The organism is Kitasatospora sp. NPDC087271 (assembly GCF_044744605.1).
Taxonomy (GTDB): Bacteria; Actinomycetota; Actinomycetes; order Streptomycetales; family Streptomycetaceae; genus Kitasatospora.
In genome coordinates this window covers 58,311-79,685 of sequence record NZ_JBIUYQ010000005.1, presented here as the reverse complement: position 1 = coordinate 79,685, position 21,375 = coordinate 58,311, and the positions used below count along the sequence as shown (strand labels likewise).

General features: G+C 72.4%; 14 protein-coding genes and 1 CRISPR repeat array. Of the genes, 7 read left to right on the top strand and 7 right to left on the bottom strand.

Annotated elements, in window-relative coordinates; translation table 11 throughout:
* Positions 1-3: 3 nt before the first annotated feature.
* The 7 genes from ACIO9K_RS10975 to ACIO9K_RS10945 form a co-directional block, all read right to left on the bottom strand.
* Positions 4-2,352 carry a lantibiotic dehydratase gene (locus ACIO9K_RS10975; RefSeq protein WP_400328500.1) on the bottom strand — a complete coding sequence of 783 codons (2,349 nt, stop codon included), beginning with the start codon at positions 2,350-2,352 and terminating at the stop codon, positions 4-6.
* Positions 2,349-4,895, bottom strand: coding sequence for a hypothetical protein (locus tag ACIO9K_RS10970; RefSeq protein WP_400328497.1), 2,547 nt, complete (start codon positions 4,893-4,895; stop codon positions 2,349-2,351). The genes ACIO9K_RS10975 and ACIO9K_RS10970 overlap by 4 nt, the downstream gene beginning before the upstream one ends.
* A gap of 4 nt (positions 4,896-4,899) precedes the next feature.
* Positions 4,900-6,651 carry a hypothetical protein gene (locus ACIO9K_RS10965; RefSeq protein ID WP_400328958.1) on the bottom strand — a complete coding sequence of 584 codons (1,752 nt, stop codon included), beginning with the start codon at positions 6,649-6,651 and terminating at the stop codon, positions 4,900-4,902.
* 50 nt (positions 6,652-6,701) lie between these two features.
* The gene (locus tag ACIO9K_RS10960) at positions 6,702-6,977 is read right to left on the bottom strand and encodes an ammosamide/lymphostin RiPP family protein (protein ID WP_400328494.1); all 276 of its coding nucleotides are present in this window, start codon (positions 6,975-6,977) and stop codon (positions 6,702-6,704) included.
* A gap of 147 nt (positions 6,978-7,124) precedes the next feature.
* A complete protein-coding gene (locus ACIO9K_RS10955) occupies positions 7,125-7,745 on the bottom strand; it encodes an NADPH-dependent FMN reductase (RefSeq protein ID WP_400328955.1) in 621 nt (206 codons plus the stop codon).
* A gap of 119 nt (positions 7,746-7,864) precedes the next feature.
* Positions 7,865-8,695: a BTAD domain-containing putative transcriptional regulator gene (locus tag ACIO9K_RS10950; protein WP_363621582.1), complete on the bottom strand. Its 831-nt coding sequence runs from the start codon at positions 8,693-8,695 to the stop codon at positions 7,865-7,867.
* Between the two features lie 332 nt (positions 8,696-9,027).
* Positions 9,028-9,159: a hypothetical protein gene (locus ACIO9K_RS10945; protein WP_363621583.1), complete on the bottom strand. Its 132-nt coding sequence runs from the start codon at positions 9,157-9,159 to the stop codon at positions 9,028-9,030.
* A 566-nt stretch (positions 9,160-9,725) separates the two neighbouring features.
* Positions 9,726-11,698: a CRISPR direct-repeat array (repeat unit 20 nt; unit sequence CCCGCGGGTGCGGGGAGGAG).
* 459 nt (positions 11,699-12,157) lie between these two features.
* Here ACIO9K_RS10945 and cas3 point away from each other — a divergent pair.
* The 7 genes from cas3 to cas1e all read left to right on the top strand — a co-directional run bounded on the left by cas3 (position 12,158) and on the right by cas1e (position 21,369).
* Positions 12,158-14,983, top strand: coding sequence for a CRISPR-associated helicase Cas3' (gene cas3 / locus ACIO9K_RS10940; protein ID WP_400328490.1), 2,826 nt, complete (start codon positions 12,158-12,160; stop codon positions 14,981-14,983).
* A 215-nt stretch (positions 14,984-15,198) separates the two neighbouring features.
* On the top strand, positions 15,199-16,797 hold the full coding sequence (gene casA, locus ACIO9K_RS10935; RefSeq protein ID WP_400328487.1) for a type I-E CRISPR-associated protein Cse1/CasA: 1,599 nt from the start codon (positions 15,199-15,201) through the stop codon (positions 16,795-16,797).
* Positions 16,794-17,681, top strand: coding sequence for a type I-E CRISPR-associated protein Cse2/CasB (gene casB, locus ACIO9K_RS10930; RefSeq protein WP_400328484.1), 888 nt, complete (start codon positions 16,794-16,796; stop codon positions 17,679-17,681). Before casA ends, casB begins: the two co-directional genes overlap by 4 nt.
* Positions 17,682-17,739: 58 nt before the next feature.
* Positions 17,740-18,909, top strand: a complete 1,170-nt coding sequence (gene cas7e, locus ACIO9K_RS10925) for a type I-E CRISPR-associated protein Cas7/Cse4/CasC (RefSeq protein WP_400328481.1) — start codon at positions 17,740-17,742, stop codon at positions 18,907-18,909.
* Positions 18,906-19,733 (top strand): type I-E CRISPR-associated protein Cas5/CasD, encoded by an 828-nt coding sequence (gene cas5e, locus ACIO9K_RS10920; protein ID WP_400328479.1) that lies wholly within the window; start codon positions 18,906-18,908, stop codon positions 19,731-19,733. Before cas7e ends, cas5e begins: the two co-directional genes overlap by 4 nt.
* The gene (cas6e, locus tag ACIO9K_RS10915; RefSeq protein WP_400328477.1) at positions 19,730-20,386 is read left to right on the top strand and encodes a type I-E CRISPR-associated protein Cas6/Cse3/CasE; all 657 of its coding nucleotides are present in this window, start codon (positions 19,730-19,732) and stop codon (positions 20,384-20,386) included. Before cas5e ends, cas6e begins: the two co-directional genes overlap by 4 nt.
* 59 nt (positions 20,387-20,445) lie before the next feature.
* Positions 20,446-21,369 (top strand): type I-E CRISPR-associated endonuclease Cas1e, encoded by a 924-nt coding sequence (gene cas1e, locus ACIO9K_RS10910; RefSeq protein WP_400328952.1) that lies wholly within the window; start codon positions 20,446-20,448, stop codon positions 21,367-21,369.
* The last annotated feature ends 6 nt before the right edge of the window (positions 21,370-21,375 follow it).

Sequence of the window (21,375 nt, the reverse complement as noted above, 5' to 3'; positions counted from 1 at the left end):
GCGTCACCGCTCACCACCGCCCCGCAGATACACACAGCGCAGCTCGGAGGCGAAGCGCAACTCCCCGTCCCGCAGCCAGGCGTCCTCGGGTGCGGGCAGCGTCTCGGACAGCAGGAGCTGTTCCGCCGTGCCCGCCAGCCGGGCCATGCCCTTGAGGAGTTCGGGGCTCGCGGTGTCCACGTACACCGGTTTGCGTTCGGCCGGTGACTTCGCGAAGAAGCGGTCGGGCAGGCCCCGTTCCCGGAGCAGCCGGGCCGTGGCGAGCAGCCGCTCGGCCTCCCGCCGGCTGCCGTGCGCCTCCAGCAGCGCCGCGCTCGGCAGCGCCCAGCGGCGCCGCGAGAACACCACGTTGCCCCAGCGCAGCCGCGGCACGTGCGGCAGGTCCGGCAGCACCGGGCGGCGGATCCGGGGCAGTGCCAGCGCGGTGTGCACGGCGGTGTCGAGCTCGCCGTTGTGGAACAGCAGGCTCCGGCCGGGGTGGGTGTCGCCGCGCAGGACGACCCGTTCGCCGTCGCTCTCCAGCCACAGCTGGTCCAGGCCGATCCGCTCCCGGTCCGCGCCGGCCCTGCCGCCCAGTTCGAGCACCACACCGGGGAACTCCAACGGCGGCAGCCCGGTCGTACGGCGCGAGATCACGTTGACGGCCACCTGGTCGCCCAGGGCCCGGCGCACCCCGGCGTCCCGCTCGGCGAGCAGCGCCGCGGCGTCCGGATGGAACTGCAGCGCCCACGGGGTGAGCAGCGCCGCGTCGTGGATGTCGCCGAGCACGAGCGGGGTCACCCCCGGCTCGTACCCGGCCAGGTCGGGCGCCGCGATCAGGACGTCGATGGAGCACAGCACGGGGGCGGCCGGCGGTGGCGGTGCGGCGAGCAGCCCCGCCACGTCGAGTTCGGCCCGGTCCGCGCCTTCGGCCTCGATCACCCGGCTCAGCTCGGCGCCGAGCTCTCCGCCCGGCTCGATGGCGAGGTCCGCGCACTCCCGCAGCGCCCGCAGCAGCGGGATCCTTCCCGCTCCCAGCCGGGCCGCGACCGCCCGGTTGGTGCGTACGCGGGTCGCCTCGGCCTCGTGGGCCAGCAGGTCGAGCACCGGCGCGACGGCGTCGCACATGTCGCGGGCCAGCGGTCCACGGACCTCCAGCCCGGCCGTGCCGACGGCGGCCTCGTGGATGATGACCCGGTCGTTGTAGAAGCGGCCGCGTTCCGCCGAGCGGTCGGTGACGGGCAGCAGCGACTCCAGTTCGGCCTGGACGGTCAGTTTCCGCTCGGGCGGCGCCGACGGGTAGCCGTCGAGCAGTTCGAGCACCTTCACCAGCAGGGCCCGCACCCCGGCCGCGCGGGCGGCCGTCCCGGTGTCCGAGGCGTCGATGCGCTCCAGGGTCCAGCGCAGCGGGTCGACCACGGTCGCCGGCGGGCACAGGGTGTGCGTCAGCGTCCCCTTCGCCACGGCGGCCGCGAACGCCTCCACCGCCTCCAGGGCGCCGGCGCCGCACCCGGACGCGATCCCGACCACCGTCCGTACGCCGTCGGCCTCCCGCAGCAGCGCCGCGCCGACGCCCGTGCCGCGGGGCGGCCCCGTCATCGTCTTGCGCACCGGCGCCAGCCGCTCGGCCAGCGCCGGGTCGCCCAGCAGCAGGTCCTGCACGGCGTCGTTGACCCGGGCCGCGGTGTGCGCCTGGCGGACCCGGATCGCCGTGTGGCCCTCCCAGTCCAGCGCCGTGGCGGCGTCGGAGCCGGGGCTGAGCCTGCCGTAGTTGATGGGCCCGAAGAAGCTCATCGTCTCGCTCTTGGACGCCAGCCGCTGTGCGTAGGAGGCGAGTTGGCGCCGGATCCGGCCGCCGGTCGCACCCCGTGCGAGATCGCGGTGGACGGCGGGCGACGAGCAGACGATGGCGTCGTTGACCCGCGGATCGGTGCGGACGGCGGCGAGCGCCTCGTCGACCGCCGCCGTGTCGGCCTCGACGGTGGCGGCGAGCCGCTCCCGCACCGCGCTCACCCGCTCCGCCGCGGCGTTCCACTCGGCCAGCCAGTCGGCGGGCAGGTTGTCCGACGCGGGCAGCGGCCGCAGACCGCGCAACTTCGCCTGCTGGCCCCGGGACAGCCGCCCCGCCGGGTGCAGCCGTGACGCCACGTCGGCCGACCGGGCCTCCAGGGCGAACAGCTCCTCGACGAGCAGACGGGTCCGTTCGCAGGCCAGTCGCTCGACCATCTGCCAGGGGAACCCGGCGCTGCGCAGGACGACCGTGGGCAGCAGCTCCCAGCCGTGCCGCCGCGGCGCCGGCGCCGACTCCTGCGGCGACAGGTCGGATCGGTCGGGCCGGTCGGGCCGGTCGGATCGGTGGGATCGGTGGGTCATGACGATGCCCTCTTCATGGCGATCCGGAACTCCGAGGTCACGGGGGCCCCGCCGTGGCGCAGCCACAGCGCGTCCGGCGCCGGCCTCATCTCGGCCAGCGACACCGTCGCGCTGTCACCGGCCAGCACCATCGCCACCAGTGCGTCGACGGCCAGCGGACTGTCCAGGTCGATTCCGACCGGTTTCGGCTCGTGCGCGAGGGAGGCGAAGCAGAACCGGGGCACTCCGTGCCGGGCCCGCAGCGACTGGACGGCGAGGAAGGCGGCGGCGGGGTCGCGCGCCGCGTCGACCCCGAGGTCGGCCCGGTCGAACCACCAGCGCGCCCGCTGCACGAGCAGGTCCCCGACCACGATCCTGGGCGCGAAGTCCCCGATCCGCACCAGCGGCAGCCCCACTCCGGGTGCGGCGAACGCCCGCAGGTGCACGTGGTCGTCCTCGCCGGCGTACAGGGTCAGTTCCCCGTCCGGGGTGCGCAGCCGGGGTGTGCCGTCCACCAGGACGACGGTCAGATCGGTCAGCGGCACCGTCCGCTCCCGGTCGTCGGTGGCCACCGAGGTGATCTCGATGAAGCGGCCCGGGAACCAGTCGGCCACCAGGCCCTTGTGGCGCCTGCGGCGGATCACCGTGGCCAGCCGCTCGGGGCCGCCCCACGGTTCGAGACCCGCCGCGAAGTCGTCCAGCATCCGGTCCTGTTCGTCGCTGAACAGCCCCTGCGAACCCCAGGCGAAGACGTACGGGTGCAGCTCGCCCAGCACCAGCAGTCCGCCGCCGTCCTCCCGGCTCTCCAGCATCAGGTCAGGGCTGACGAAACGGGGCCGGCCGGGCTCGGGCGCGAACCCCGCGAGCTCGGCGGGGGAGAGCCGGGCCTCCTGGCCCCGCACGGCGGATTCCACCAGTGCCGCGTAGTCCCGCTTGAACCCGATCAGTGGCCCGGCGAGCCGGTCCAGACCGCCCGCCTCGACCGAGGCGCGCATCCGGCGGATCAGCTCGTCGTACGGCATGGCGCCGCCGCCCGCCTCGCGCAGGATCCCCGCGCACAGCTCGGCCGCCGCGTGCTGCTGGAGCTCGCCGTAGCGGGCGGCCACGTCCAGTACCGGGCTGAGCTCGGACTCCCAGCGCCCGGCCACGTCGCCACCGACCACCACCGGGCTCTGGTCGCCCTTGGCGTCCAGGGACACCACCAGCCGGTCCGCGTACATCCGGCCGCCGGCGCGACGTGCGTCGACTTCGGTGAGCCGGGTGAAGCACTCCTCGACGCGCTCCAGCGCGGCCGCCCGGGCGCGGTGGCCGTCGGCCGCCGCGTAGGCGTCGCCCAGGTCGCGCAGTTCCCGCAGCCGTACCGGCCAGGCGGTGCCCTCCGCGTAGCGGTCGGCCCAGGAGACCAGCCAGTCCAGCGGCCGCGCCGCCGTGGACGGCGGCTCGGGCCAGAGCCGGACGGCCCCCGCCTGCCGCAGCCGGTCCAGGACCCGGCGCGTCTCCGGGAGGCCGAGTCCCGCCAGCGCCGCCAGTTCGACGGGGGAACGCCGCCCGTCGACGGCCTCGGCGAGCTGCCACCGCACCCCGGACAGGGTGATCCGGCGGCCGTCGGCGGACTGGATCGTCCCCGACGCCGTCCCCGGCACCTCGCCCGGCCCCGGTGTCCCGCCCGGTGTCCCGCCCGGTGTCCCGCCCGGTGTCCCGCCCGGTGTCCTGCGGCAGGACGGCATCCAGGCCACGGGCGGGCGGTCCCGCACCTGCGGGTCCGTACCGATGAGCTTGGCCAGCTCGCACACCGCCCAGAACGCGGTCTGCGCCTCCAGGACGTGGTAGCCGCAGGCCGTCTCGGGGCCGAGGACGGTGCCCTGGGCCCCACGGTCGACCCGGCCGTGCACCAGCGGACCGAAGAAGCTGGTCGTCTCGTTCTTCGCGCCGAGCCGCTGGCCGTACAGGTAGACCCGGCGGTAGAAGGACCGGTCCTTGGCGCGGTTGCGGCCCGTCGCGCTGTCCTGCTGCTGCCAGCCGTCGACCCAGCGCACCGCCTCGGTGTGGAAGGACGGCGACAACTGGAGCAGGGCGTCGCACACCCGCTCGTCGCGGAGCAGGTCGCGGACCCGCTCCGGCCGCCGCAGCACCTCCTCACCCAGCGCGGCGGTCAGCCGCTCGCCCGCCTGCTGCTGAGCGGAGTGCGCCGCGCGGTAGCCGTCGACCGCCGATGTCACCGCCGACGCCACTGCCGATGCCACGTCGCCGCCGCGCGGGTCGGGCTCCACCGGCAGCCGACGGCCCACCCGGCCGCGCAGCTTCGACAGTTCGCGCAGTCCGGCCCGGTCCCGCTCGCGGTCGGCGCCGGTGACGGACTTGGCGATCGCCTCCTGGAGCCGGGCGCGGCTCCGCTCGAACCGCGCCACCGCCTCCCGGTACTCCGCGGCCGCGGCACCCGCCGGCCCGTCACCGAGAGCGGTCAGCAGGCCGATGCCGAAGCCCGCCCTCCGCAGCAGCAGCCGATCGTAGAGCTGCCACCTGGCCCGCTGTCCCGTCTCCCCCTGGGTCGCATGGTCGGTCATGGCCTCAGTCCTGAAAGTTGATCAGGTCGAACGGGCGGTTGAGCTTGGTCCGCGGCTTGGGCAGCAGCCCTTGCAGGTCACCGCCGTCGGCGACGGCCTTGGCGAGGGCGTCCGCCGCACCGGGACGGGTGAGGCTCAGCGGCGCCATGGCCGCCACCGACCCGGCCGCGGCCACGGAGCCGGTCGTCATCACCCGACCCGCCTGGGCCAGCGCGATGCGGTACGGGTCGCCCAGCAGCCGCGCCGCGGACTCGGCGCGCTCGTACTGCTCGGCGCCCGTCCTCGCGTCACCGCCGGAGGCGTGCAGCATGCCCAGTTCGAGACGCACCTCGGTCTCGTGGAAGCGGTCACCGAGCTCGGCCGCGTTCTCCAGCGTGGTGTCCAGGTCCGCCAGGGCGGCGTCCCGCTCGCCGACGAGCAGCCGCAGCCCGGCGCTGCGGTACGCGTGGTGCTTGCGGAAGCCCGCGTTCGACGAGCCGGCGGCCTGCTTGAACTTCTCCCAGGTCGCCAGGGCCGAGGCGTGCTTGCCCGCCTTCTCCTGGAGCACGCTGATGTTCGAGTACAGGTTGATCCGCAGATGCGCGGCACTGGCGTCGGTCAGACCCGCCATGCAGGCCAGCGCCTGCTTCTCGTGCTCGAAGGCCGCCCCGAGGCGCCGCTCCGCGAACAGGGTCAGCCCGCGCAGGTTGTGCAGCCAGCCGCGCTCGCGGCGTACGCTCTCGGCCTCGCCCGGACGTTCCCCGACGACCTCGAAGCCCTGCTCCACCTCGGCGACGGCCTCCGCCAGCCGGTTCTTGCGCTTGGACAGGGTGAGCGCGGAGTACAGGTGCGACTGGGCACGCAGCTCCGGGGAGAGGCCGGCGGCGTCCTCCCGGATGGCCCGGAAGCAGGCGAGGGCCGTGTCCTGGTCCCCGCGGAAGCCCGCCTGGATGCCGAGCACCTTGAGCAGGAAACCGCGTACGTCGGCGGTGCCGCGCAGGATCGCCGTCTCGAACTCGATGGCGTGGACGAGTTCCTCCTCGCGCTCCGCCTCGGCGAGCAGCCCGGGTATGCCCGACTCGGGGATGCCGGCGAGCAGCCCGATCGCCTCGTCGGCGACGACCGCCATGCCCTCCCAGTTCGTGGAGAAGAACGCCCGGCGGCAGTAGGCCAGTGCGGCGGCCACCCGGTCCACGGCGGAGCCCTCGGAGTCCCTTGCCCGCAGGAAGAGTTCGCCCTCCTCGGACACCGGCTCGAATCCGGCGTCCGGAGCCGTGCCCAGGTCCACGGCCAGGTCGCCCTCGGTGACCGGCAGCCCCATGCGGCGCAGACAGCGCACCCGCTCCCCGCGGTAGTCGGCGTACCGGCCCACCGGCACGCGCACGGACGTCGGCGCGTCCAGCAGCAGTTCGGCGCCCTCGACGAGCTGCGCGTGCTCGAAGGCCCGCATGAAACCGCGCAGCGAGGACAGGTCGGTGCCGCCCATCCCGCTGAGCAGCAGCGGCCTGCCCAACTGCGCGGTGCCCGTGCACAGGGCGGTCGCGGCCACCGTCAGCACGCGGTAGACCTGCTCGCTCTCCCGGTGCAGCCGCCGTTCGGAGGGCGCGAGCGCGATCTCCTCCAGTGGCGCGGTGCCGGGCGCGGTCTCGGCGGGAAAGAGCTCCGCCCATTCGGACGGGTGCCCGGCCGCGAGGGCGGTGAAGTCGGCGCCCTCGGCGCGCAGGGCGTCGATGCCCGCCCGCAGCCCCGTGTACGAGGCGGCCGGGCCGGTGTTCACGTCGACCAAGACGGAGTCGGTGGATGCGCGGCTCACCTCGGCCGCCCGCGTCACCATCGCGAGGGCTCGGTGGTGGCGAGGGCGAGCGGCGCGATCTTGTTCTCGACCTCGTCGAGGTCGAAGTCGACGTCGTCCAGCTCGTCCAGCGCGTCCAGTTCGGTGTCCTCGGCGGATTCCGTCCCGGCGGTCTCCGCCTGGGGGGTTTCCGTCCCGGCGGTTTCCACCTCGGGGGCTTGCGCTTCGGGGGCTTCCGCTTCGGGGGCGAGAGCCTCGGCGGTCCCCTCCGGCTCTGTGGACTTCGCGGTGGACTTCGCGGTGTCTTCCATGGCGCGCTCCATTCGGAATCACGGTCGGACGTGGGAATGCGGATGCGAGGGATCCGGTGTCAGGGCAGCCGGAACCAAAGGGGTGGGCGGGGATCGTGACGGCGGACGTACGGGGGCGGTAGCGGTCGGAGGCAAGCCCCCGGACGCTCAGCCGACCGGCGTGCGCATCCGGGCGAACTCGACCACTTGCCGTCCGACGGTGGCCAGTTGCGCGGTGAGATGCGGGTCGCCGGTGCTGCCGCCGGTGCTGTCGCCGGTGCTATCGCCGGACGCCAGGGTGACGCTCTCCGTGTTGATGGCCACGCCCAGGGGAGTGGGCCAGCCCCTCAGGGCGTGCACGACGGAGCGCAGCCCCGCCAGCGTCGAAGCGGCCTGCGTCCCGCGTGCGGTGACGACACAGCCGACGGCGCGGCCGTGCAGATAGGGACGCGCGTCCTCACGCAGGTCCTCCAGGTAGTCGAGGGCGTTCTTCACCAGACCGGAAACGCCCCCGTGGTACGCGGGCGTGCCGATCACCAGGCCGTCGGCGAGGGCGACGGCCTCGACCAGCCGTCGGGCCGCCGGGGTGCGCAGTGACTCCCCCGGGGCGTAGAGCGGCAGTTGAAGTTCCTCGGCACCCAGCAGCAGGGTCCGGGCCCCCGCCGCCGCGGAGGCCGCGAGAACCGCCCGGACCGCCCGTTCCGTCGAGGAACCGGAGCGCACGGTGCCCCCGATGCCGACGATCAGGGGCCCGGCATCGGCTGGGGCACCAACACCGGGATTCTCCACCGAAAGAACGGAACCCTGGTTCGTCTCCAGCACGGTTACACCAATCTCCTTGACCGGTCGCGGTTTTCGGAGTCTAGACAGGGTGGTTATGCGCTGGTTATGAGCTGGTTATGCGTGGGTTATGCATTGGTTACGCGTGGGCCGGAGGTCTGGTCCGCAGTGCGGGCGGGCGCGTCCTGGGTGCGCAGAACCCGGTCCAGAAGCCGCTGGGTGTCAGGGCTGACATCGATGTCCAGACCGTCCGACATCCGGGCCCGGCACAGCTTGTACCAGGACCTGGCCTGCGCTAACTGGCCCAGATCGCCGTGCACTTGGATCAGGGTCCGGTAGACGTCCTCCTGGTACGGGTCGATGTCCAGCGTGCGGCGACACATGTCGATGACCTTCGGCAGCTCGCCCCGGTCCAGTGCCTCCTGGAGGAGGAAGTCCGCCGCTCCCAGCGCGAGGGACCGCACCCAGTCCCGCTGCTCCCTGGCCCAGTCGGCGGTCTCACCGGGCAGGAAGTCCCCGGTGTGGAGATCCAGCGCGCTGCGGTAGTACTCCGCGGCCGCGCGCGGATCACTTCGGGCCGCCGCCCGGTGCCCTTCGTTGCACAGCCGCTCCAGCTCCTCGAAGTCCAGCCAGGCGTCGTGGAGTTTGAGGGAGTACCCGTACTCGCTGCAGACGATCTCCGCGGCCGGCTGCTCCTCCGCGGCCTGCTGCCCGCTGAGTATCTGGTGCACCGCGTGCTTGGCGACCTTGAGGGAACTGGAGCCCGCCGACCGGGTGCGGTCGGGCCACAGCGCGGCGTGCAGTTCGTCGCGGTCGACCGTGCGGCCCCGGTTGATGAGGAGGTAAAGGAACAGTGTGCGCGCTTTGCCGGCCCGCCAGCGTCTGACCGGGAGTCCCCCCAAGTCCAGTGAAAAGCCGCCGAGGCAGCGTACGACGGCAAGCGTGGAAATCTCGGTCATGTTGGAAACCCTCCTTCTTCGTGGGGGTAACAGGATGCGAACGCACTGGCGCGGTCGGTCGGGCCAGGCCTGTGGGGGAGGCAACCCGGTCGACCGGTGGCTACGACCGGGGTGAGGGCCGGTCGCCTTATCTGTGTTGACGTACGGGAACGTCGTGGCCGTTCGGAGAATGCCGGTCAGACGGACGGCGGGAAGCGGAGTCTCCGGTTCGGCTCGGGGAATCGGCGGACGGCTTCCGGGGTCGGTTCACGGCCCTTCACGCGCGCGGGTCGCCCCGATCGGCCTGGCGTCGGTGCTCCGCCTCGGCTGCGACGTGACGGGAAGCCCTCGTCTCACCGGAAGGCGCTGATGGTGTACTCGCTCATGGTGAGGTGCTGCGGCGATTCGGACACGCCCTCACGCGATTCGGCCGGTTTTCCGCGAACTTCGGCGCTCTTTCCGGCCTCGTCGATCGGCGGCTTCACGAAGTCGATTCCGAGAAGGCGCCGCCGGCCGCCGAACCCGGGTCGGTGTACGCACGATCGGCGCGCTGATTCCGTCGACACGTCCCACCCCATGGCGGCGGCGGAGGCTCGGGCCGGTGTGACGAGCGAGAGCCCGGCGGTCGCCGGAGCGGCGGCGACCGGGGCTCCAGGTAGCGTGCGCGGCATGATGTACGTTCTCCAGAGTTGCCTGCCGGGCACCGTCCGGCCGCCCGAGTCAGGAAGATCAGGAATGACTCTGGCTCCTGGCAATAAACAAGTAATGAACAGCAGATGCGGCCCCGGCACCCGTCCGTTTCGACTCGCCGGGTGAACGAACTACACCACCCCGAAGCCCGAATCGCCCTCGCCCATCGTTCGCCCCCGCACGATCACGCGCCACGACGCTCCAGCACACCCCCCGAAGGATGAACCCTCGCCGCCCCGCCCCGACACCCACACGCCGAAGCGGCCCCACACCCGCCCCTACCACCCCGCCCGCCTACGGCGTCGCGCCCCGCCCCGGGAACGGCCGCATGCCTGGCCTCCGTCACACCGGTCGGGCCATCCCCGCGGGTGCGGGGAGGAGTTCAGGGCGCCGGAGTTGACGGTGAAGCTCTGCGGCTGACCCCCGCGGGTGCGGGGAGGAGGCCCAGCAGGTGTCGGCGTGGGCCTGGGCGGCTGGCTGACCCCCGCAGGTGCGGGGAGGAGGTCCGTGCCTGCTGGCGGGAGTGCCCCGGACGCGGCTGACCCCCGCAGGTGCGGGGAGGAGTGCTTGAATTTGAGGGACAGCTCTCCGGCCCTCGGCTGACCCCCGCAGGTGCGGGGAGGAGTCGTGCAGCCGGATTGTCGGCAGGGCCTCGGTCGGCTGACCCCCGCGGGTGCGGGGAGGAGTTGAAAGCCGGGATGGATTCATTCGTCTGGTCCGGCTGACCCCCGCGGGTGCGGGGAGGAGGCCAGCGCACCGTCACCGGCGTAGCGGGCGTCCGGCTGACCCCCGCGGGTGCAGGGAGGAGACGCCCTCCCGGTAGGTCCAGTCCTCGGGGCACGGCTGACCCCCGCGGGTGCGGGGAGGAGGGTACCGGCCGGGTGGCCGACTCTGCCCGGTGCGGCTGACCCCCCGCGGGTGCGGGGAGGAGGCGATCAGGTCGGGGTGCTCGCGGCGGCGGATCGGCTGACCCCCGCGGGTGAGGGGAGGAGCGCCCACCCGCTACCGCGCGGGCGAGACGATCCGGCTGACCCCCGCGGGTGCGGGGAGGAGCCGCCGCGATGGTTTCCCATCCTGTCCGCAGAAGGCTGACCCCCGCGGGTGCGGGGAGGAGTCTCGCACCTCGCCGCCGTCCGTGGCGCGCACCGGCTGACCCCCGCGGGTGCGGGGAGGAGCTTGAAGCACCCCCATCCTCACTCGCAGTGCCCGGCTGACCCCCGCGGTTGCGGGGAGGAGCGGCGGGCGGCTTGCTTGAGCTTCATCTCGGCCGGCTGACCCCCGCGGGTGCGGGGAGGAGCGGCGCGGGCCTTGTCCAGGTCCACCACCACACGGCTGACCCCCGCGGGTGCGGGGAGGAGGCCGGCCGAAACGGCGCGAAGTCCTGGAACGCCGGCTGACCCCCGCGGGTGCGGGGAGGAGCAGAGCGGAGGCTCGGTGTGCTACCACCGGGCCGGCTGACCCCCGCGGGTGCGGGGAGGAGGGTTCGCTTAGCCATGACGCTACACCAGACCCCGGCTGACCCCCGCGGGTGCGGGGAGGAGGCCTTAGTGCGTCAGCAGAAACGTCACTCCGGCGGCTGACCCCCGCGGGTGCGGGGAGGAGACCTTGCCGCTGACCTGCGCACTTCCGGGCGCCGGCTGACCCCCGCGGGTGTGGGGAGGAGTCTGGTACGGCCATGACGTGGTCGAGTAGCTGCGGCTGACCCCCGCGGGTGCGGGGAGGAGGCGGTTTGACCGTCGCCGCCGCCGAGTTCGGCCGGCTGACCCCCGCGGGTGCGGGGAGGAGAGGTCCGTCAGCCCGGACAGGGTGTCCTTGACCGGCTGACCCCCGCGGGTGCGGGGAGGAGGGTCAGTAACAACGCGGGCGCGGCCATCGAGGCGGCTGACCCCCGCGGGTGCGGGGAGGAGGCGAGATCCTGCGCTCCGCGGGGCTGATCGGCCGGCTGACCCCCGCGGGTGCGGGGAGGAGAGCAGGGTGAACAGGTCGGCGAACCCCGCGTACGGCTGACCCCCGCGGGTGCGGGGAGGAGAGCCCGAACATTTCGCCGCACAGGGTCAGGTCCGGCTGACACCCGCGGGTGCGGGGAGGAGGTCCTTCCGACCGCGCCGTGTTCGTTGAGTTGCGGCTGACACCCGCGGGTGCGGGGAGGAGGGTTCTCAGGAATTGCCAGCCGGAGTCGAGGGCGGCTGACACCCGCGGGTGCGGGGAGGAGTACTCGCTGAGCATGTACTCGGCGACACCACGCGGCTGACACCCGCGGGTGCGGGGAGGAGTTGTTGACCAGGGCGACGCCGCCTCGGACGGTCGGCTGACACCCGCGGGTGCGGGGAGGAGGCTTCGTGACCTGCAGTGAAGCAGGGGCTTTGCCATTTCTTGACCATGTGGGGTGGAGTGCCGATTGCTCCGGTCGCCGTCGGGTTCTTGAGATGTCAAAGAGCCTTCACATGATGTCACGGGCAACCAGAACCCGAGTCCGTCCACCTGGTTCGTTTGGTGCGTTCGCTGTTGAGGCTCGCCCGCCCGTTCGCCGTGCGGGGATCCGCGCCATCAGTGGCTGTGCCCGGCGTGAGGGACCAGCTCGCTCGGGCCTTAAGGAGGCCAAAGGGTCCAACTTACGGTGCAGTTGATGCCGACTGGGGGTGTCGGAATCGTTACACGACTTGCCCGCGCGTGGCTCCGGCGCCAGCGGCCTCGACTGATACGCTGAGAGGGTCGCCGTTGGTTCCTGATGCTCCGTCGGCCCTGGTGTCGCGGCCGTCGGGTTTGTCAGTGGTAGCTGATAGCTATTCAGGCATGACTGACGGAACAGCCTTTGGTGATCCGGGATCCGTCGCTCCGGACTCCCGGATGTGGGGCAAGAGTGCAGGCCTGCCCGGCCCGTACCCCCTGATCTGCCATCTCCTGGACACCGCCGCCGTCGCGGGTGCCCTGTGGGACGCCGTCCTGAGCGAGCGCGTGCGGAATCGGATCGCCGAGGCCATGGGCTTCACGGACGGCGAGGCCCGGGGGATGGTGGCGCTGTGGGCTGGGTTGCACGACATCGGGAAGGTCTCGCTGCACTTCCAGCAGCAGGTCGCGGAGGAGTTCGCGAAGCTGGTGGGGGACCCGAAGTACGCGGTGGACAACCCGGCGGCGGAGCGCAGCGGGTACTTGAGGCACGAGACGGCGACGCACTGGGGCCTGGTCGAGTTCTTCGAACAGTGCGGCTACCCGCTCGGCAAGTGGGTCAGGCGGTCACCGGCCCACCAGATCGCTCAGCTGCTCGGCGGGCATCACGGCTGCTTCGCCGCTGCGCTGCTGCGCAAGGAGATCGCCACCCCGTCCGGCTACCAGCCCGGCCTCGGTACCGCGGAGGGGTGGCTGGAGCAGCGGCTGGCCCATGCGCACGCGGTCCGTCGGACGGTCGGAGCCACCAGGGCGCTGGAGTCGGTGCTGCCGGGGGAGTTGGCGGTGCTGGTCGCGGGGCTCGTCGTGGTGGCGGACTGGCTGGCCAGTCAGGTCGACGTGATCGAGCCGCGGATGCCCGGGGAGGGGTGGAAGGCCGGCGACGCCGAATTCGGCGAGCACTTCCGGGTGGCGGTGAAGGCCTCGCCGAGGTGGGTGCGCGAGGCCGGGCTCGGCTGTGCGGCGTTCCCGGACAAGCTGTTCGTCGAGCAGTTCCCGTTTCCTCCGAACGCGCTGCAGGCCGACGTCGCGAAGCACTTGCCCGGTGTGGTGAAGGGGCCCGGGCTGCTGTTGGTCACCGCCCCGACCGGGGACGGTAAGACCGAGACCGCCTTGCACGCGGCGTCCGTGATGGCGAGGGCTTCCGGCGCGTCCGGGGTCTACTTCGCATTGCCGACGATGGCCACGGCGGACGCGATGTTCACCCGGGTCCGCAGGTTCGCGGAGCAGAACGTCGAGGGTGACCGCGCGCTCACCCTGCTGCACAGCATGGCTTGGCTGAGTCCGGACTACGCCCTCGGCGAGGGTGCGGCGGACGGGACGGCCGTGCTCGCGGACACCGAGGCCGGGCAGTGGCTGCGGACCGGGCGGCGGGGCCTGCTCGCGCCGCTCGCCAACGGCACGATCGACCAGGCGCTCACCGGGGTGCTCCCGGTCCGGTACGGATTCCTGAGGTTGTTCGGCCTCTCGAACAAGGTGTTGGTGGTGGACGAGGCGCACGCCTACGGCCCGTGGATGCACAGTCTGCTGGTGCGGTTGCTGGAGTGGCTCGGGGCGTTCGGCGCCCCGGTCGTGCTGCTGTCGGCGACCCTGGGCGGGAAGGCGGCCTCGTCGCTCGTCGATGCGTACCGGCGCGGCGCCGGCTTTCCCGAGCCCACCACGGTGAAGCCCTGCTACCCGGGGTGGCTGTTCGTGGACGCGGACGGCGGATCGGTGTCCAAACCGCGCGAGGTCGGCAGCAGTCGGGCCCGCACCTTGCAGGTGGAGACCCGCCAGGTGCGTTGGGACGTTCAGGAAGAGGGCGTCGCGCAGAAGTCCGGACGGCAGGGGCGTCGCGCGGCCCTGCGCGAGATCCTGGCTTCCGTCACCACCGAGGGCGGCTGCGTCCTCGTCTGCTGCACCACCGTGGACGAGGCCCAGCGCACCTACCGCTACCTGCGGTCCGTCCTGCCCGAACTCGCCGCGCGTGAGGGAGGCCTGAGGCTGCTCCACTCCCGCTTCCCCGCCCACGAGCGGCAGCGCATCACCGCCGAGTGCGAGGTCGCCTACGGGAAGCCCGCGAACGACGCGGCGGCGGGCGCACCGCGCGAGGGGTCGATCCTGGTGGCCACTCAGATCGTCGAGCAGTCCCTCGACCTGGACTTCGACCTGATCGTCTCGGACCTCGCCCCGCTCGCACAGCTCCTCCAGCGGGCCGGCCGCGGCAAGCGCCACGAGCGCCCCAACCGCCCCGCGTGGACCGGCCAACCGACCGAGCCGCGCCTGATCGTGCTGGAACCGCTCGACGACAAGGGCCGCGTGGCCGCGCCCCGTACCTGGGGCACCGTTTACGACGCCTCCCTGTTGCGCCGCACCAGCCTCCTGCTCCAGAAGCTGTCCAGCGGCGTGGTCAGGGTGCCGGAGGACATTCAACGACTCGTGGACGAGGTCTACGCGGACGACTTCGGAGCCGATCTGGAAAAGGCCGCCTCGGCGGAGCTCGATCGAATGGACGCCGAGCGCATCGCCTCGGCCACCGCAGAGGAGCAGCTCGCGAAGCTGACTGGCATCGACCCGCCGTACGACGTGACCGGCGACCTCTCCCCGCTCAGCGACCGCGGCCTCGGCATCACCGAGGACCTGCTGACCACCCGACTGGGGGCGGACAGCGGACGGGCTGTGTGCGTCTTCGCGCGGGAGGGCGGGTGGAGCCTCGCTCCCGACCACGACGTGCCGCTGCCTACGGCCGCAGCGAACCGGGACGACATCGCGCTGATCATGCGACACGCCGTGCCGCTGCCCGGCCGCTGGCTCGCCGGCCGCACCGGCGATAACGCCGTGCCGAGGGCCTGGAGTGACCGGCCCCTGCTGGCCGGCCTGGCGCTGCTGCGCATGCGCCGTGACGGCGACTGGTGGACGGGCCTGATGGGGGAGAGGCAGCTCGTGTACTCGAACGTGGGAATTTCCGAGAAATGACGTCCTAGGCACCGCACTTGACACTAGGTTGGCTGTGCCAGTCCCGGACAGGCTTGTCGCCCGTCCGAGATCAGCGTGACCCCCGCTTGTGCGGGGACAGGACTGCCAACGCGGCCGTTTCCTAGGCACCGCACGGCTCACCCCCGCTCGCTGCGGGGACCGCGGCAGAGCCTACCCACTCTGTGATCACCCGTACCCGCCTCGCCGGAGGCCGCATGCCATCCGCACCACCCGCCTACAACCTCTTCGACGAGGCGTGGATCCCCGTCCGCTGGATCCCCCACAGGGAGGAGGGCGACGCGGACCACAACAAGGCCTACCCACCAGCGGTCGGCCTGCGCGAACTCCTGCTGCGCGCAAACGAGATCGAGCAGATCGCGATCGCGACCCCGCCGGCCCTCTCCGCGTTGTACCGCGTCCTGTACGCGATCACCGCCCGGGTGTCCGGCCTCGACGAAGCCGGACCGGGCGACTGGTCCGAGCGCCGCGCCGACCTGGTCGACCGGGTGGGCCTCGACCCGGAGCAGATCGCGACGTTCGTCGAACGCCACCGCCACCGCTTCGACCTGTTCGACTCCGCACGCCCGTTCCTCCAGGACCCGCGGCTGGCCGAGCAGTGCGACCCCGCGAACACCGCCGGCGTCGACAAACTCATCACCACCCGCCCTTCGGGCAACAACCACTCCTGGTTCCAGCACGTCAACAGCACTGCTCCTGACCTGCCGACCCCGGCCCAAGCAGTCCTGCACCTGCTGGTCTGGCACTACTACGGTCCCTCCGGCCGTTGCTCCAGCCGCACTGTCGGTGCCACCAAAGCAGCCGGAAGCAAGGCGGGCCCGCTGCGCAGCACGCTCTCCTACCACCCGGAGGGCGACACCCTCTTCGAGACCCTCCTGGCCGGACTGCCCCGGCCTGGCCGTGACGTCCGTCGTGACAGCGACCTGTGCCCGTGGGAACGCGAGGAACTGCCCGATCCTGAGGCCGTCCCGCCGCCGTTGAAGGGTCCGTGCTCCGCACTCACGGCCCGTTCCCAGCACGCGCTGCTGCTCATGCCCGACGCCACCGGCCAGTACGTCGAGGACGCGTTCATCACCTGGGCCAACCAGGTCAAGATCCCCCGCGAGGGCGATCCGTACCTGATCTGGCAGACCAGCAAGGAGGGCAACCCCTACCCGCGCCCTGCCGACTCCCGCCGTGCGCTGTGGCGCGATCTGGACGCACTGCTGCTCAAGAATCCTGCAGGCAGCACGAAACCACGTCGTCCCGAAGTGTTCGTCACCGCGCTGGAAGTCTCGGAGGAACTGAGGGTGCGCGCGCTCGGATTCGAACAGGACGGCCAGGCCAAAGACGTCCAGTTCGTCGACGCCGTCACCCCGCCCGTGCTCGGCCTCGCGGAGGACAGGGAACCCGCGATCGCCGTCGAGATCGGCCGCCTGCGTCTGCTGGGGGAGCGGTACGGCAAGCACCTCGACCGGGCCGTCAAGAAGGCCTGGGCCGACTTCACCGAGGCCCCCAGGATCCGCGACTGCACCTGGGCCGTCGACGCCGCCGCCCGCTACTGGCCCACCGCCGAGGCCGAGTTCTGGAAGCGCCTCGACGAACGGGGCTTCGACGGGGCCGCCGCGGCCTTCCGCAGCCTCGCCGAGCGGGCCTACGACACCGTCACCTACGGAGCCTTGGGAACCGTGCGCGGAGCCAAGGCCTGCACCACCGCCCGCCTTGAGCTGTACGGCGGGCCGGTGAAGCGCCCCGCCAAGACCGGCGGCACCGGCACCGGCACCGGAGGCCGCAGCACCAGCACGGAGGACACGTGAGCAACACCGCCGCTATCCCGGGCCCCGCCAAACCCGCGGACGACGAGGTCCGTTGGCCCAAGGAACCCGTCCTGATTCCCTCGCTGGGACGGGCACGTACCTTCACCGCTCGGATCGACCAGCGCAGCCACGACGACCCCGGCGTCCGCGCGGCCCTGCGCCGCGGTGTGGGTAAGGACCTGGACGCCGTGCCGTTCATGCACCGCTACGTGGCCTCCTGGCTCACCGACGAGCAGGCGCGCAGCCTCGACGTCCAGCGCGCGTTCTACACCGTCGCGTCGCTGATCGCCGCGCAGCGCCGCGACCAGTACGCCGCCGCGAAGGCCGAGACGTCGAAGAAGGCCGAGCCGAAGAACGAAGAGGGCAAGAACGAGGCGCCGAAGAACGAGGCGCCGAAGAGCGAAGAACCGAGGAACGACGCGGCGGCGCCGGACCTCCTCGGCGACCCGGTCGGCCGCGCGGAGGGCACGGAGCCCGCCACCGCCAAGCGGATCCCGTCGCGCAGTCTCGGCCACGCCTTCGCCGACGGCGTCCTCAAGGGAGGCCACGGAGCCGGCCTGCGGGAGTCCTCGGCCGAGACCCGCCTCAACCTGCTGACCCGTCAGAGCGTCGACGGACTGCACCGCCACCTGCCCGGAGCCGTTCGGCAACTGCGCGGCTGCGACGTGGAGATCGATTGGGCCCAGCTCCTTGTCGACCTCTGTCAGTGGCGGCACCGGTCCGGCGCCATCAAGCGGACCTGGCTCCAGGACTACTACCGGGCCCTGCAGGCGGACGGCGAGCGCAGGGCCCGCGAGCACGACGCGGACCAGGCCGATGCCGTCGGCCCGGACAGCGCTGAGCCCGAGCCCGAGCCCGAGCCCGAGGCCGAGGCCGAGGCCTGACCGGGCGGACCCCCTACCCCCCACCCCCACAACACACACCAACCCCAAGGAGCAGAGCATGCCCGGCCCCGACCGCACCACCGCCCGCTTCCTCGACATCCACGTCGTCCAGAGCGTCCCGTTCGCCAACCTCAACCGCGACGACAACAACTCCGTCAAAACCGTGTGCTACGGCGGCACCGAACGCACCCGCGTCAGCAGCCAGTCCTGGAAGCGCGCCGTTCGCGAGTACTTCCAGGACAGCTTCGGCGAGCAGGCCCTGCGCACCCGCCGCATCGGCGCCCGCGTCACCCGCCTCCTCCAGGAGGAGCGCGGCTGGCCCGCCGAGCTCGCCCAGCGCGCCGGCCAGCACGTCGCCGCCGGCAGCAGCATCAAGTTCGAGACCAAGGACTCGCCCGTCATCACCACCAACGCCATGGTCTACGTGCCCGAGACCGCCGTCGCCGAACTGGCAGACCTCGCGGAGGAGCACCGAACCGACCTCGAAAACGCGAAGGACATCAAGAAGACCAGCGACAAGAGCGTCCTGCCCAAGGACGCCATCGACGCGATCCTGCGCAGCCGCAACGGCGTCATCAACCTCTTCGGCCGTATGCTCGCCGAGGTCGACGACGCCGGCGTCGACGGCGCCGTCCAGGTCGCCCACGCCCTCACCACCCACGGCACCGACGTCGAACTCGACTACTTCTCCGCAGTGGACGACGTCACCTCCGCCTGGGGCGACACCACCGGCAGCGCCCACATGGGCCACGCCGAGTTCAGCGCCGGCGTCTTCTACCGCTACGCCACCGTCGACCTCGCAGACCTCGAACGCAACCTCGGCGGCGACCACGACGCCGCCCGCGAACTCGCAGCCGGATTCGCCGAGGCCTTCATCCTCTCCCTCCCGCGCGCCAAGAAGACCGCCACCGCCCCCCACACCATCCCCGACCTGGTCCACATCGCCGTCCGCAGCGACCGTCCCCTCTCCTACGCTGCGGCCTTCGAACAGCCCGTCCCCTCCCAGGAGAACGGCGGCTACGCCCCCGCCTCCCGCGCGGCCCTCGCCCGCTACGCCGCCGCCGCCAACAAGCTCCTCGGTAACCGCGGCACCGTCACCGCCGCCTGGGCCAGCCTGGAGGACAAGGATCTCGACGGCTTGGGCGCCCGCGTCGACTCCTTCCCGCAGCTCGTCGACACCGCCGTTGACGCCGCCTTCACCACCGCCCCCGCCGAGGCCGGCGTATGAACCCCGCGGCCACCGACACCTGCGGATTGCTGCTGCGTCTGGCCGCACCGCTGCAGTCCTGGGGCGAGACCAGCCAGTTCAACGAACGCGACACCGCGCCCTTCCCCACCCGTTCCGGCGTCATCGGACTGCTCGCGGCGGCCCTCGGCAGGAAGCGCGGCGACGACATCAGCGATCTCGCCACCCTCTCGCTCACCGTGCGCACCGACCGCGCGGGCGTCGTCCTGCGTGACCTGCACACCGTCGGTGGCGGGCTGCCTGCGGAGCGGACCGTCACCACCGCAGAGGGGAAGAAGCGCTCCGGCGCCACCGCCACGCTGCTGTCCCACCGCTACTACCTCGCCGACGCGGCCTTCACCGCCGTCATCACCGCGGACCCGGGGCAGCTCGCCGAGTGGGCGGAAGCACTCCGGAACCCGCACTGGCCCCCCTACCTCGGCCGACGCTCCTGCCCGCCCGAAGGGCCGCTGCTGCTCGGTCTCGTCGACGACCCCCTCTACCACCTCGTCCACCTGCCGATCGCCCGACGAGTCCCTACGGAAACCGAGACCGTCGACACCGTCTTCCACGGCGACCAGCCGCTCGACCGCCTCGGTGACCACTCCCAGCCCGGGGACGACGACGGCAGCGCCCCCGCCGGAGAGGTCACCGACGACCCGCTCACCTTCCACCCTCGGCGGCGGACCTACCGCGCCCGCCCCCGCTACCAGCGCACCCTCATCCTGCCGGCCAGCCGCTGCAAGGGCCTCGCCGCCGGCTACCTCACCGCCCTCGGCGACTACCTCGACCAGCACACCATCCGTCCCGAAAGCGTCCCCGCATGACCCTGTGGCTGACCCGCATCATCCCCGACCCGCGCAGCCGCGAGGCCCGTCGTGACAACGCCGGCGCCGTCGACCTGCACCACCGCATGATGTCGCTCTTCCCCGATCGCGTCGCCGCCGATGAACCGCGCCGCCGACTCGGGGTCCTCTTCCGTAGCGAGTCCACGCCCGTCGGCGACCAGATCCTCCTGCAGAGTGCGCAAGCGCCCGACCTCAACCGCCTCCCCACCGGATACGGCCAGGCCGCGGCCAAATCCCTCACACCACTCCTGGACGCTCTCCGGCCCGGCCTGCACCTCCGCTACCGCATCGCCGCCAACCCCATCCGCAAGCCCAGCCGCACCACCCGCGAGCTCTACCAGCTCAAGGCCGTCGTCCCCCTCCGGGGCGCGGCCGCCGACGACTGGTGGGCCCGCCAGGCGGAGTCCTCGGGCCTGAACCTCGGCACCCTCCACTCCACCCCCCTCGACGCCGCCCGGGGAGACCGGCGCAGCGACCAACGGCCCGTCAAACACGACCGCGTCCTGTTCGAAGGCACGGCCGTCATCACCGACGCCGACCGCCTGCGCACCCGCCTCACCGACGGCATCGGCAAGGGCAAGGCCTACGGCTGCGGCCTCCTCAGCATCGCCCCGCACCGGGGGCCGCAGTGACCGGCCGCCGACCCGACCCCGGCGCCGCGCGTCGCAAGCTGGCCGCCCCCACCGTCGCCATGCTGCCCCGGGTCGCCGACTCCCTCTCCTTCCTCTACCTCGGCATCGTCCGCATCGTCCAGGACGACACCGGAGTCTGCGCCGAAGTCACCAGCCCCCACCGCGGCACCGAGACCGTCTACCTCCCGACCGCCGCCCTCAGCTGTGTCCTCCTCGGTCCCGGCACCTCCATCACCGCCCGGGCCCTCGCCACCCTCGCCCGCCACGGCACCACCGTCGTCATCGCCGGATCCGGCGGCGTCCGCTGCTACGCCGCCACTCTCCCCGACTCGCTCACCACCACCTGGCTCGAACGCCAGGCCCGCACCTGGGCCGACGACAGCACCCGCCTCGCCGTCGCCACCGCCATGTACGAGCAACGCTTCGGCCGCGGCACCGTCCCGGCCGGCAGCAACCTCAACAAGCTCCGAGGCCTCGAAGGCCAACGCATCAAGGCCCACTACCGCCTCCTCGCCCAGCAACACCGCATCGGCCGCTTCCGCCGCAACTACGACCCGGACTCCTGGGACACCCAGGACCCCGTCAACCTCGCCCTCTCCTCCGCCAACACCTGCCTCTACGGCATCGTCCACGCGGCCATCCTCGCCCTCGGCTGCTCACCGGCCCTCGGCTTCGTCCACAGCGGCAACCAGCAGGCCTTCGTCTACGACGTCGCCGACCTCTACAAGGCCGAACTCACCATCCCGCTCGCCTTCTCCCTCCACGCCTCCCCACAACCGGAAGCCGACGCCCGCCGCGGCTTTCGCGACGGCCTGCGCCTGTTCCGCCTCCTGCCGCGCATCGTCACCGACATCCAGCGCCTGCTCGCTCCGGACCAGGACATCACCGTCCCGGACCCGGAGGAACAACTCGTCGACCTGTGGGACCCGGTCTCCGGCCCCATCCCCGGCGGGGTCAACTACGCGGGAGAGGAACTGCCGTGAAGCGCT

Excerpts from the sequence above, each read along its gene's own strand:
- ACIO9K_RS10975 (WP_400328500.1), bottom strand. The coding sequence starts at position 2,352 with ATGACCCACCGATCCCACCGATCCGACCGGCCCGACCGGCCCGACCGA.
- ACIO9K_RS10970 (WP_400328497.1), bottom strand. The coding sequence starts at position 4,895 with ATGACCGACCATGCGACCCAGGGGGAGACGGGACAGCGGGCCAGGTGG.
- ACIO9K_RS10960 (WP_400328494.1), bottom strand. The coding sequence starts at position 6,977 with ATGGAAGACACCGCGAAGTCCACCGCGAAGTCCACAGAGCCGGAGGGG.
- ACIO9K_RS10950 (WP_363621582.1), bottom strand. The coding sequence starts at position 8,695 with ATGACCGAGATTTCCACGCTTGCCGTCGTACGCTGCCTCGGCGGCTTT.
- cas3 (WP_400328490.1), top strand. The coding sequence starts at position 12,158 with ATGACTGACGGAACAGCCTTTGGTGATCCGGGATCCGTCGCTCCGGAC.
- casA (WP_400328487.1), top strand. The coding sequence starts at position 15,199 with ATGCCATCCGCACCACCCGCCTACAACCTCTTCGACGAGGCGTGGATC.
- cas7e (WP_400328481.1), top strand. The coding sequence starts at position 17,740 with ATGCCCGGCCCCGACCGCACCACCGCCCGCTTCCTCGACATCCACGTC.
- cas5e (WP_400328479.1), top strand. The coding sequence starts at position 18,906 with ATGAACCCCGCGGCCACCGACACCTGCGGATTGCTGCTGCGTCTGGCC.
- cas6e (WP_400328477.1), top strand. The coding sequence starts at position 19,730 with ATGACCCTGTGGCTGACCCGCATCATCCCCGACCCGCGCAGCCGCGAG.
- cas1e (WP_400328952.1), top strand. The coding sequence starts at position 20,446 with ATGCTGCCCCGGGTCGCCGACTCCCTCTCCTTCCTCTACCTCGGCATC.